General features: G+C 48.6%; 12 protein-coding genes. 3 read left to right on the top strand and 9 right to left on the bottom strand.

The genetic code is table 11. From position 1 onward, the window contains the following. Positions 1-10: 10 nt before the first annotated feature. From fliJ to fliF, 5 genes are read right to left on the bottom strand one after another with little or no spacing between them, the layout of a single operon-like run. The gene (fliJ, locus tag KGF88_RS11600) at positions 11-460 is read right to left on the bottom strand and encodes a flagellar export protein FliJ (protein WP_153826519.1); all 450 of its coding nucleotides are present in this window, start codon (positions 458-460) and stop codon (positions 11-13) included. After that, positions 460-1,818 carry a flagellar protein export ATPase FliI gene (gene fliI, locus KGF88_RS11595; protein WP_153826520.1) on the bottom strand — a complete coding sequence of 453 codons (1,359 nt, stop codon included), beginning with the start codon at positions 1,816-1,818 and terminating at the stop codon, positions 460-462. The genes fliJ and fliI overlap by 1 nt, the downstream gene beginning before the upstream one ends. Further along, the gene (gene fliH, locus KGF88_RS11590; protein ID WP_153826521.1) at positions 1,811-2,551 is read right to left on the bottom strand and encodes a flagellar assembly protein FliH; all 741 of its coding nucleotides are present in this window, start codon (positions 2,549-2,551) and stop codon (positions 1,811-1,813) included. The genes fliI and fliH overlap by 8 nt, the downstream gene beginning before the upstream one ends. Next, on the bottom strand, positions 2,538-3,584 hold the full coding sequence (gene fliG / locus KGF88_RS11585; RefSeq protein ID WP_153826522.1) for a flagellar motor switch protein FliG: 1,047 nt from the start codon (positions 3,582-3,584) through the stop codon (positions 2,538-2,540). Before fliG ends, fliH begins: the two co-directional genes overlap by 14 nt. Next, complete coding sequence (gene fliF, locus KGF88_RS11580; protein ID WP_153826523.1) at positions 3,571-5,325, bottom strand: flagellar basal-body MS-ring/collar protein FliF; 1,755 nt, start codon at positions 5,323-5,325, stop codon at positions 3,571-3,573. Before fliF ends, fliG begins: the two co-directional genes overlap by 14 nt. A 206-nt stretch (positions 5,326-5,531) precedes the next feature. Here fliF and fliE point away from each other — a divergent pair, with 206 nt between their 5' ends. Next, complete coding sequence (fliE, locus tag KGF88_RS11575; RefSeq protein ID WP_110075741.1) at positions 5,532-5,879, top strand: flagellar hook-basal body complex protein FliE; 348 nt, start codon at positions 5,532-5,534, stop codon at positions 5,877-5,879. Between the two features lie 31 nt (positions 5,880-5,910). On the opposite strand, the gene KGF88_RS11570 is transcribed toward fliE, so the two are convergent. From KGF88_RS11570 to KGF88_RS11555, 4 genes are all read right to left on the bottom strand, one after another. Beyond that, positions 5,911-6,258, bottom strand: a complete 348-nt coding sequence (locus KGF88_RS11570; protein WP_110075740.1) for a flagellar protein FlaG — start codon at positions 6,256-6,258, stop codon at positions 5,911-5,913. Between the two features lie 77 nt (positions 6,259-6,335). After that, entirely contained in the window at positions 6,336-6,686 is a 351-nt protein-coding gene (locus KGF88_RS11565; protein WP_153826524.1) for a hypothetical protein, read from the bottom strand. 87 nt (positions 6,687-6,773) lie between these two features. After that, positions 6,774-7,856 carry a FliC/FljB family flagellin gene (locus tag KGF88_RS11560; RefSeq protein WP_153826525.1) on the bottom strand — a complete coding sequence of 361 codons (1,083 nt, stop codon included), beginning with the start codon at positions 7,854-7,856 and terminating at the stop codon, positions 6,774-6,776. 160 nt (positions 7,857-8,016) lie between these two features. Beyond that, positions 8,017-9,129: a FliC/FljB family flagellin gene (locus tag KGF88_RS11555; protein ID WP_153826526.1), complete on the bottom strand. Its 1,113-nt coding sequence runs from the start codon at positions 9,127-9,129 to the stop codon at positions 8,017-8,019. Between the two features lie 206 nt (positions 9,130-9,335). Here KGF88_RS11555 and KGF88_RS11550 point away from each other — a divergent pair, with 206 nt between their 5' ends. Further along, positions 9,336-11,042, top strand: coding sequence for an HD domain-containing phosphohydrolase (locus KGF88_RS11550; RefSeq protein WP_153826527.1), 1,707 nt, complete (start codon positions 9,336-9,338; stop codon positions 11,040-11,042). A gap of 116 nt (positions 11,043-11,158) precedes the next feature. Continuing rightward, positions 11,159-12,532 (top strand): flagellar filament capping protein FliD, encoded by a 1,374-nt coding sequence (fliD, locus tag KGF88_RS11545; protein ID WP_153826528.1) that lies wholly within the window; start codon positions 11,159-11,161, stop codon positions 12,530-12,532. The last annotated feature ends 10 nt before the right edge of the window (positions 12,533-12,542 follow it).

Raw genomic sequence — 12,542 nt, 5'->3', positions numbered from 1 at the left:
GGCCGTTCCCTTATTTAAGCGCCTGTTGCTGACGTACGTACATCGCGATGGATAGTTCGTCAGCCAGCTTTTGCTCGCGTTTATTTTGTTGTTGCTGCGCCTTATCCTGCTGCCGTTGTGCTAGGGTTTGATAAGACTGCAACTGCTGCTGTTGCTGCTGCCAATGCTTGGTACTGTGAGCTACTTTTTGTTGCTGTTGTACCAACGCTTGCTGAGCCTGCGTGATGGCTTGATCTAAACTACTTAAAAAACGCCGGTAAGTGGTTACCATCACGCTTGGCAAGCCCGCCTGCAATTGCTGTTGCAACTGTGCCGCATATTCATTGCGATATTGCTGCAACACCTGTAACTGCTGCGAAATCTTTACTTTGTTCTGCCGCTCAGAGGCGAGCAACACAGCTGCCTCGGTCCGAGCTTGTTCAGCACGCTCGGTTAACAAAGACAATGCGGTAGAATTCATTATGCCCCTCCTACTAGCGAGGTTAAGCCTTTAAAAGCGGCCTCAAAAGGTGCTTGTTCGTGCATTTGCTGTTGTAAGAAGCGCTCGATTTGCGGTTGTTTTTGCACCGCCTGATCTAAGAGGGGGTCGTGGCCCGGGCTGTAAGCACCCACACTAATAAGATCGCGATTGCGTTGATAGACCGAGAATAGTTTTTTCAAGCGTTGCGCACTTTGCAACTGATTAGGCGCGGTAATGCTAGGCATAACGCGACTGATAGAGGCCTCAATATCAATGGCCGGGTAGTGTCCACTCTCAGCTAATTCACGTGATAAAACAATGTGGCCATCGAGAATGGCGCGGGTGCTATCAGCGATCGGATCTTGTTGGTCATCGCCTTCAGTTAACACCGTATAAAATGCAGTGATAGAGCCGCCACCACGGGTACCATTACCGGCGCGTTCAACTAAGCTAGGTAATTTAGCGAAGACACTTGGTGGATACCCTTTAGTAGCTGGGGGCTCGCCAATAGCTAAGGCGATTTCACGTTGCGCCATGGCATATCGAGTAAGAGAATCCATAATCAACAACACATGTTGGCCGCGATCGCGAAAGTCTTCGGCTAAGCGGGTAGCATAGGTAGCGCCTTGAAGGCGTTGTAACGGCGATGAATCTGCGGGTGCAGCTACCACCACGGACCTGGCCATCCCTTGTGGCCCAAGAATATGATCAATAAACTCTTGGACCTCACGACCACGCTCACCAATTAAACCCACCACAATCACGTCGGCTTTGGTAAAGCGCGCCATCATGCCAAGCAAAACAGATTTACCCACACCAGAGCCGGCAAATAGGCCCATGCGTTGGCCGCGACCAACGGTCAGTAAGCCATTGATAGCACGAATACCAACATCGATAGGAGTATCGATAGGGGCACGTTGCATGGGGTTGATAGGAGCACTAGTAAGGCCGCCAAATTCTGTGTGTTTAGGCAATGGCCGATTATCTAAAGGCCGCCCTAAACCATCTAACACCCGTCCTAATAACGCAGGGCCCAGAGGAAAGCGCTGACCGCTTTGGTCGTTGTCGGTAAAAGGCACCACGCGTGCGCCTGGCACTAATCCTTGCACGTTGTTGAGTGGCATTAAATAAGTAATATCACCTGCAAAACCAACCACTTCAGCAGTAATGCTGTTGGCATTGGCTTCAATACAGCAATGGCTGCCAACCGGCACTCGTAAGCCCACAGCCTCAAGTACCATGCCGGTGGCCCGCACCAAGCGGCCGCACATAAACCATCGCGGCTGTTCGTTAAGCTGCTGCTGCACGCTGGTAAGCGTTTGTTGCCAGAGGGGCAATAGGCGGGCCGAATTAGGCATGCCGCCCTCGTACTTGCTGTAGCATACGTTGCCAGCGGGTTTCGATGGTTGCGTCTAATTCACCTTGAGAGGTGAGTAACTTACAGCCGCCGCGCTCTAATCGCTCATCGGTTCTTAATTTCCAGCGTAAACTGGCGAGCTCATCTTGCATATGCTGTTCCACGAGCGCCAGATCTTGTGGATGCAGAACTAGCGTGGGACGCTCACCCAGCAGCGGGTCTTCATGAATGATATCGCGGATAAGCGCAATGATTTGCTCAGGATTCGCCGCCAAGGCTTCACCGGCAAGTTGTTTTCCTACCGTCATGGCCAATTGCAGTAAGCTATCAGCTAACTGCTCGCTCATGCTATTGATAGCGCTGTCGGCACTTTTTAATAAGTCTGCTAATGGCGCTAAAGCTTGTGCTAGTTCGGCTTTTGCGGCTTCTTCTGCGGCCGCTTTACCCGCCGCTAGGCCCTCAGCGTAACCTGCGTCGTAACCTGCGTCGTAACCTGCCTTATGCCCCTCGACATGGCCTTGTTCAGCGGCCTCGGTACGCGCTTGCTCTTGTAACTTCTTAAGTTCGCTTTGCTGGGCAAACTCGGCCGTTTTAACCTGAGCATTGTCGGCGGGTGTTGGTGGTTTGGACGGCGCCGGCTGATTTAACGAACGCATGTTCCAGCTTTGCCACTCTTGCTCAGAGTTGCTATTGGTAGAGCTTGGTTCAGTAAAAAAAGGCTTAAACGTAGGCATCGTCACCGCTACTCAAGACAATTTCACCAGCATCGGCCAAGCGACGAACCACCTGCAGAATAGCTTTTTGTTCGCCTTCCACTTGCGATACTCGGATCGGTCCACGAGTCTCCATTTCTTCACGAATAAGCTGTGCCGCACGCTGGGACATATTGCGTAGGAATTTCTCCACCAATTCGTCGGGTGCGCCCTTGAGAGCAATCACCAACGATGAGGTTTCTACCTGACGCAAGAGTACTTGGATACTGCGGTCGTCCAAGTCCAATAAGTTTTCGAACAAGAACATTTCGTCGACAATCTTTTGTGCCAACTCGTCGTTGTAGGCGCGAATATTTTCCAATGCAGTATCTTCTTGGCCTGCAGAAAGTAAGTTGAGTATCTCTGCAGCCGTTCGCACTCCGCCCATTTTGCTGCGCTTGAGCGATTGGCCATCTAACATACCGCCAAGCACCTCGGTCAGCTCTTGTAAAGCCGCTGGCTGCACCCCGGTAAAGGTGGCAACTCGCAGCACCACGTCGTTGCGTAGGCGCTCATCAAATAATTCTAGTACTTTTGCCGCTTGGGCACGATCCAGGTGGATTAAGATGGTGGCAATGATTTGCGGATGCTCATCTTTAATCATTTCAGCAACTTCTGGTACGTCCATCATGTTTAATGCGTCAATACCAATGCCACCTACTTTGTGCTCAAGCACGTCTTCAATCAGTGAGTTGGCACGGTCGGTACCAAGCGCCTTAGTTAATACAGAGCGTACGTAATCGTCGTATTTATCTAGCGATGGGGTGTCAGCTAGATGCTGATGGAAAAGCTCCAACGCGGCTTTGATTTCGGTATGGGATACGTCATCAAGGCGCGTCATTTCCTTACTGATTTTTTGTATTTGGTTAGGCGCGAAATGTTTAAAGACTTCTGCAGCAGATTCTTCTTCAATCATCAATAGCAGCAAAGCAGCCCGCCGTAGCCCGGTGGTTTCTTTGCCTGCTTTGACGCCATTGTTAGCCGGCGTCGTGCTCGTTGGGTTAGACGTGGTCATCTTCGTTCATCCAATTTTGTAAAATACGAGCTACTTGGCGTGGGTTACTTTGTGCTGCTTCTTTCGCCTTCGCTAAGGCTTGAATATAGCTAGCATTACGTTGCTGTTTCGGCCAATGGAAAGGATCGCTAGGGGTATTGTCATCCACTTCAAGCTCATCGTCATCAGCGTAACCGCCGCCCGCTCGACGACTGCGACTGCTGCCATTTGCAGCAACGGCATCATCATCGTCGCCGACCACTGCGCGTAGACGGTCACGAGTTTCAACGGGCTCAGTTACTGTAGGAGCTGGTGTATAGCGTTTTAACAACGGCCGTAGAATCAGCAAATACAGTAATAACACGCCGATACCAGCAACAACGTACCGAGCTAGCTGCTTGATAAAATCAACCATTGACGGTTGCTCGTACCAAGGCAGCTGTTCGTCGGTGGTGCGTTGTCGTACAAACACGCTATTCACCACTTCGAGCTGATCGCCACGGACTTCTGAAAAGCCCATAGCCTGGCGTACCAGCCGATTAATGTAATCAAGCTCTTCTTCACTGCGTGGAACTAATTGCGGCACGCCTTCTTCGTCTAACACACTGCGATGATTGATAACCACGGCCACGCTTAGTCGTTGCAGTTGGCCGCGCTGGTGGTCAACGTGTTCAACGGTACGGTCAACTTCGTAATTAACCACTTGATCTTGCTGAATTTGTTGTGGATTGGTGTTGTCGGCAGCCGTGGCTTCATCGGCATTGGTGATCGACTCGATCGGTGATGCAGCTACACCAGGAGGCGTATTGCTCAATGCTCCGGGAACGCCGCTAGCGCCCTGGCCATTGCCCTGCATACTGAGATTGCGTTGAATACTACGGATAGCCGCAGTTTCGGGCGTTTGATTGGGGCTATAACGCTCGGCGGTCGCTTCACGCTTGGCAAAATCGACTTCAGCAACAACTTGGGCTTGGATATTATCGCGGCCAAGGATCGGGCTCAAAATATTTTCGATACGTTCTTGATAGGAGCGCTCTAACTGATGGATGTACTCTAATTTAGAACCGATTTGAGCGTCTTCTTGATTGCTGTTCGACAATAAGGAGCCGTATTGGTCCACCACAGTAACCTGTTCCGGTGCTAACTCGGGAACACTGCTTGAAACCATGTGGATAATCGCTTGTACCTGTCCATCGCCAAGCTTGCGGCCAGGATGCAAGGTAAGAATAACCGAGGCTTTGGCTGGCTCACGTTCACGGACAAACACGGAGGCTTTAGCCATGGCTAAATGCACTCGTGCTTTGAGTACAGGGCCGAGAGATTCCATGGAGCTGGCTAGTTCGCCTTCTAAGGCACGCTGAAAATTAACTTGCTCGGCAAACTGACTGATCCCAAAGGCTTGGTTGTCCATGAGTGAGAAACCAGCATTGCCCCCTTGCGGTAAACCTTGCTCAGCCATTTGTAAACGCAGCTTATGCACATCGTTACTAGGCACCAAAATAGTCCCATTGCCGTTTAGCTGATAGGGCACTTGCATGGTGTCCAGTTGAGTCACAATACGGCCACCATCAGCTTCGCTTAAATTGCTATAAAGCACGCGATATTCAGGCGCACTAGCCCACATCACTAGGGCAAAAACCAAGCCGATGAATGCAGCTCCGCCAATCAATAATGGCACCATACCGGTTTGTTTTAACTTGGCCAGCCAGTCTGGGCTATTACTAGCGGTACCGGCTTGGGTCACTGTTGCAGATGCTTCCATGGGGCCTTGGGTCTCAATTCGGTTAATCAAATGACGGAAATGTCGTCTAGGGTAGACGGATTTATCTAGTGCACATTATGCGCAGGTAGTGGCAACTCAAAGGGGCAATAAAGGCACTTTTTTAAGGCTTATTGTTTGCTTCACTAGCGATTCAACTGGGTATAGTGGCATGCATAAAAATGGCCTAACTAGCACCAAGGACAATGATGAGCGTACCCGCAATTCAAACCGCATTGCAACAAATGCAAGCGCTTAAAGCCGAAACAGCAGCTCCTTCAGCGAGCTCGATGGCAGCCAACGCAATAGGCGCTGCAAACAGCGCAGTACCACAGGGTGGTTTTGCCACTGAATTAAAACAATCCCTGGAACGAATTAATAGTCTGCAACAAACTGCCGCAGCCAACACCAAAGCCTTTCAGTTAGGTGACCCGAACGTGTCTCTAAACCAAGTGATGGTGGATAAACAAAAAGCCGGGCTGGCTTTTGAGATGGGTGTACAAGTACGAAACAAATTAGTAAGCGCTTACAAAGAAATCATGAACATGCAGGTGTAGAACACCTGCATGGCGTCGTCATGGTGACCTGCTAGGCTTGCTCGCGGACCAGCAAGCCAGACATTTCATGCAGATGCTGGGCAATGCGAATCACTTCTTCTGATGGGATTTGCCGAATCACCTCACCGGAATCGCGGCTAATCACTTTAACCACCACTCGACCAGCATCATCATTCATTTCAAAATGAATGCCGTAATTGTTCATCACTTCGTTGATTTGTTGAATAGGTTTCACCAATTCGTCTTTTTTCAGTTCCTTTTGAGCTTCACTTTGGCGTACCGCAGGCAATTGCTGTAGTACCCGATCAAGCCGTTGTTGCTCGGCAGCTGCCGATGTTACCGGCCAATTTAAACCGGCTTCATTAATAGGCGACGCCATAACAGTTCTCCAAACAATGAGGTTATAACGATATATCGGCAATCATTGCTGAAACTTTAAACAATTTAACGAAGCAACTAAAGTTTGGTCGTGATCGCACAAACACGTTCATACAATTGATAGACCGCAGTGATTGCCACACGCTCGTTATCGTCTAGATCTAAAACTTTGTTATCAAGCCGACCAGCCGTAGGCTGTAAATCTTGAGTATAGCGATGAAGTAAATGCTCTAAATTCATTTGAATCATCAATAGCTCTAACTCAAATTCTTGTTGCAGTAACTGATATTTAGTCCGGTTCTCAGCGCTAGGACCATGATCAATAGCCTGTTGCAGCTTACCTTGTAAAATAAACTCCACCGTCTTCAGCTTCGGAATCACGTCATTGATTAGGTTGACTGAAGTAATGGTTGTCGCCGACCACGCCATAAATTCGCCTTAAAAGTGAGCATCATATACTGCCTCTACTAATAAAAAAGGCGCCAATCGGCGCCTTTTTCAAACAACTCAGAGCGATTAGCCCAACAGTGATAACACTGATTGAGGTACTTGGTTTGCTTGCGCCAATACTGAGGTACCAGCCTGTTGCAAGATTTGTGAACGAGTCATGTTCGCAACTTCTACAGCGTAGTCAGCATCTTCGATACGTGAACGTGCAGCAGCCAAGTTGGTTTCGTTGGTTTGCAAGTTAGTGATTGCAGACTCGAAACGGTTTTGGATAGCACCGAGGTCAGAACGCAAAGTGTCAACTTCACTCAATGCAGAGTCGATAGACGCTAATGGAGAAGTCGATAATGCACCGTATTCGTTTGCAGTATCAAGTGTTAATGTAGCATCGTTAGTCGCTAATTCAGATGCCGTAACTGTGTAATAAGCAGTCTCTGCATCGGCATTAGTAAATTCTACAACAAAGGAGCCAGTGCCGTTGCCGTCTGCATCTTGAATTTCTTTTACAGTAGCGCCCGTCGGAGTAACTGCGTTTCCATCTGCATCCTCATATGAGATTGTTCCCGCTGCAGCTGCGCCGAATGCGGTTGTGTCCACAGCAGCACTTAATGAACCAGCATCAACGCCATTCACATTGAAGGTATCCATGCTTAGAGTTGCAGCAGTGATTTCTTGCAAGTTAACGTCGATTTTCTCGCCGTCGTTGGCACCAACTTGAATTGAAAGCTCTTGGTCAGACGCCAATACTTTCACGCCGTTGAAGCTAGTTTCTTTAGAGATACGGTCGATTTCGCTCAAACGCTGAGTGATTTCAGCTTGGATTGAGTTCAAGTCATCTTGCGAGTTGGTATCGTTTTGCGCTTGAACGCTCAATTCACGAATACGCTGTAAGTTGTCGTTGACCTGGTTCAAAGCACCTTCAGCTGTTTGCGCGACAGAGATACCGTCGTTAGCGTTACGCTGTGCTTGTGAAAGACCGGTAATTTGAGCGGTCATACGGTTTGCAATGGCTTGGCCGGCTGCGTCGTCTTTAGCGCTGTTGATACGCAGGCCTGAAGACAAACGCTCCATAGAAGTTGCTAATGCTGATTGCGACTTCTGAAGGTTTTGCTGACCAATCATCGAAGTGATGTTTGTATTGATAACTGACATAGTCTTATTCCTTCTGTTTCCAAAATAGGCTGCCTACGTTGGCCTGCCGTTGTATCTAGTTATCGGTCGCTATTAGAAAAGCTTTAGAAAAATTTCTAAAAATAAAAAAGGCACCGGAAGGTGCCTTTCATCATTACTAAGGGGATTAGCCCTGTCGGTATTAACCCAACAGTGACAATACGCCTTGTGGAACCTGGTTTGCTTGCGCAAGAACCGAAGTGCCAGCCTGCTGAAGAATTTGTGAACGAGTCATGTTCGCAACTTCTACTGCGTAGTCAGCGTCTTCGATACGTGAACGCGCTGCTGCCAAGTTCGTTTCGTTGGTTTGCAAGTTAGTGATTGCAGACTCGAAACGGTTTTGGATAGCACCGAGGTCAGAACGTAAGGTGTCAACGTCGCTTAAAGCTGAGTCGATAGACGCTAATGGAGCAGCTGAGCGCTCTGCAAGGATGGTTGCAGTGTCAGAGTTGAAGTTGACAGTCATTAGACCATCGTTTGCACCACCGCCGGCGCCATCAGTAATTGCGAAAGCAGTCGCTTCATCAACAGCAATGTAAGCATCGTTGCCGTCGGCATCTTGACCAGCAACATACCACTGGCCTTGGGAATCTTGCTCCAAGGTGGCAGCTGTAAACGCAGTGCCTGCGCCGCCATCAGTCAGAGTAACGTTGGCAAGCAAGATTGAATCACCGGTTCCATCAACTACGTCGCCATTAGCGTAAGTAGTTAAATCAGCGGCATCAACGCCGTTCACATTGAAAGTATCCATGTTCAATGTTGCTGCAGTAATTTCCTGCAAGTTAACGTCGATTTTTTCACCGTCGTTAGCGCCAACTTGGATAGAAAGAGCTTGGTCAGAAGCCAATACTTTCACGCCGTTGAAACTAGTTTCAGAAGAGATACGGTCGATTTCGCTCAAGCGTTGGTTAATTTCAGCTTGGATTGAATCTAAGTCGTCTTGCGAGTTGGTATCGTTTTGCGCCTGAACGCTCAATTCACGAATACGCTGTAAGTTGTCGTTCACTTGGTTCAAAGCACCTTCAGCGGTTTGCGCGACAGAGATACCGTCGTTCGCGTTACGCTGTGCTTGAGACAAACCAGTGATTTGTGCGGTCATACGGTTTGCAATGGCTTGACCGGCGGCGTCATCTTTAGCGCTGTTGATACGCAGGCCTGAAGACAAACGCTCCATAGAGGTAGCCAAAGCAGACTGTGATTTAGACAGGTTCTGTTGGCCAATCATCGAGGTGATGTTTGTATTGATAACTGACATAGGTATATTCCTTCTGTTTCCAAATTAGGCAACCCAATCGGCCTGCCGTTATTCTTGTTATCGGAAGCAAAAAAAATAACTTTAGAAATTTTCCTTTGATTATTTGTGGATAGGCTAAGCGAAGCCCCAGAGTACGCTAAAGATCTAAGCTCTTATGCCGATATCAACATCAGCGAAGTTAAATTTAGTGACACAAGGAATTTTGCGTGAACGAAGCGCCGGTAACAGCCGACAACGAGTTTACTCCCGTTAATAGTGTGGTAGAGCTCGCCACCTATTACGATGCTTTGAGCCAACCGGGGGTAGCAAACCTAACCCTACTGGGACCGGGTGAGAAAAGTCATCCGTTGGTGATAGTTGAGCAGCTAGAAGAAGATTATTTGTTATTTGATCTTACCGCCATTCGTGATGTTGCACCTAGTTTACGTCGTGGGGGTAAGTTTATCCTTTCAGGCTATACACCAGGCGGCCTAGTTCGCTCAAACCCCTTGGCGGTTCGTGATTTTTCTTCAGTAGAAGGGCGCTTGTTAGCTTATGTAGATTGGCCCAAAGAAATTCATGTACAACAACGTCGTGCGAGCTTTCGCGCCAGTTTAAGGTTAGGGATGCACGTTGGGGTGCTGGTGCGCAGTGCCGATAACGACAAAGAAGAGTTAGTAGAGCTGCAAGGTGATTTACGTGATTTATCCGCGACAGGATGTTTGGCTGAATTTTTTATGCAAGATGGTGTATCGCGGGTATTGCCGGATATTGCTACGGAAATTGCACTGCATTTTCCTAACGGCACCTCGTTTGAGGTGACTGCTAGGGTTCGCCATATTAAGAACGACAACGACCGTCAGGTTATGGCGGTGGGTTTTGAGTTTGAAAACCCCAGTAAGGCGCAAGAGCGCGAGGTCTGGAACTATGTGCGGGAGATTGAACGCGAAGCTAGCCGTAGTGCCAGTAATGGGGATAGTCGCAACGAATCAGAGCTGTTTCGAATTCGCGATGAAGATGATGACCGCTTAGGGCGCCGGCATAAGCATCAATATGCGACTCCTATGGCGCGGCGCCTGGCTCGTATCGCTGGTTATTTAGATAGTCAGATGGTGGTGATGCGCCAAGGTGAAGCGGTGAGCTCACAACAATTGTCGCTGCATGCCGATCGATTACTGGATATGTTAGATGATGACCGCGAAGAAGCGCTATTTTCAGTGCACTGTATTCATCGCGAATCGCGGTGGGTGCGACACGGTTTAGCTGTGGCGTTGCGAATGGCTGATATGTTAGGCAGTCAGAAAGTACCGCGTGAATTGCGCAAAGCGGTGGCGGCTTCAGCCATGGTACATGATCTTGGGAAAGGCTTATTGCCACAAGATATTTGGCGAGCAACGACTTTAAGTACAGAAATGTACGAAGAAATGCACACCCACGTGGATGCGCTATTGGATAAAATGGGTGGCGTAAAGTGGTTAGCGCCGGTGGTTCGCGATAACGTGATTGCGCAAATCAATGAACGCCTTGATGGTTCGGGTTATCCGTTGGGGTTAAAGGCCGACCAGTTGGGACAATTAGCGCGTATCGCGGCGGTCGTAGACAGTATGGATGCATTACAGCGCTCGCGTCCAGACCGACCGGCTAAACCGGCAGCGGTTGCGGCTAAGCTTATGCAACCCTTGGTAGATCAGTTCGATGAAAGTTGGTTAAAAAAATATGTTACGCACTTTGGCGTGCTACCCATAGGTTCTTTATTACGTTTTGAGAAAGGCGTCTTTGCCTGGGTGGTTGGGCTAGATAGGCAAAAACGAGTAGCGAAAGTACGAGTGTCCCCGCATAAGTATGCTCCGGATGAAAAGCTGGGAACTGTGATTGCTGGCGCTGCATTGGCCGAGCTCGGACGAATTAGAGATGTTTTAGTTCCAGAGACCTAAAGTTGTTTAAATAACAGCCGATAAACATGAAATACAGCGCATAACAGCGGCTATTATCGGTTTTGAATTGATTCGCATCAGGCAAACTGATTAGCAGTTAAATAGGACGTATTGATATGGCATCTATTGCAGCACTCGGAATTGGTTCCGGGTTAGATCTAAATGGCTTACTGACGCAGCTAGAATCAGCTGAACGTCAGCGCTTAGAGCCGTTAGTGCAACAACGCGCTAGCTATCAGGCGCGCATTTCTGCCTATGGTCGTCTAGAAGGTTCGTTATCGGCGTTTCAAAATGCCTTAACCAACCTTGGTAAACCAGAGACCTTTCAAGCCGTTAGTAGCTCAGTAACTGGCGAAGGTTTGCAGGCAGCAGCTAGCGCAAGTGCGGTACCAGGTTCGTATAACGTTCAAGTGAATACCCTAGCGCGGGCGTACAGCAGTGCAACCCTTGGAGTAGACGATAAAAGTCGTGATTTAGGGGCTGGAACTTTTAGCTTTAATCTCGGTGATGGCACCAGTCATAGTATAGATATCGAAGCCGGTGCGAGTTCGTTAGAAGGTATTCGGGATGCTATTAATGCTCAGCAAGGTGATGTCACCGCCTCGATCATTAATGACGGCGACCCTAACGCACCCTTCCGTCTAGCTTTGACCTCGAGTAAAACCGGCGTAGATGCTGCCGTAAGTTCACTAACCTTTAATGGCTTTGGTGATGAGCTAGCAGTTGATGCTGGCTCGATTCAAGCCGGTACCAATGCCAGTTTAATCGTGAACGGGATTGGCATTAGTAGCCAATCAAACCAAGTGACCGATGCGTTGCAGGGCATAACCCTTACTCTTGAACAAGAAGGGCAGACTGCCACGGTTAATGTCACCCGAGATGAAGCGGCTATCACGGGTGCTGTTGAGAACTTTGTGAAAAGTTATAACAGCTTACAAAGCACCATCAAAGACTTAAGCAAATACAACGCTGAAACTCAGACCGCTGGCCGGTTGTTGGGTGATAGTGGTTTGCGCACCGTAGAAACGCGCTTGCGTAGCATTTTTTCTGAAGCTGTAGATGGCGAGGGGCTTAATACCTTAAGCGAGATCGGTATCAGCAGACAGCTCAATGGTTCGTTAGAACTAGACACAGATAAGCTGAAAGAGCTAACCAGTACACAACTAACGCAATTAAGTAACTTCTTCACGGGTACCGAAAACGTTGGTACTGACGAGGCGAATGGCTTCGTCGCTAAAGCTGGTAATACGGTCACTCAGTTATTGGACGAAAATGGTCCGATAGCGCTGGGTACCGAAGGTATGAAGAGTGCGATAGAACGTCTTGAAGAACGTTATGCACGAGAAGAAGTCAGCATCGCTCGAACAATAGAGCGGTATCGAGTGCAGTTTGGTCAGCTAGACAGCATGATCGCTAATATGAATTCTACTAGTTCGTATTTAATGCAGCAGTTTGATGCTTTAAATGCGCAGCTAGGCAATAAGAAGTAGCAGGAGTAAC

Source organism: Idiomarina loihiensis (assembly GCF_024584785.1).
GTDB lineage: Bacteria > Pseudomonadota > Gammaproteobacteria > Enterobacterales > Alteromonadaceae > Pseudidiomarina > Pseudidiomarina fusca.
The sequence above is the reverse complement of the archived record's forward strand: the minus strand, read 5'-3'. Positions and strand labels throughout refer to the sequence as shown.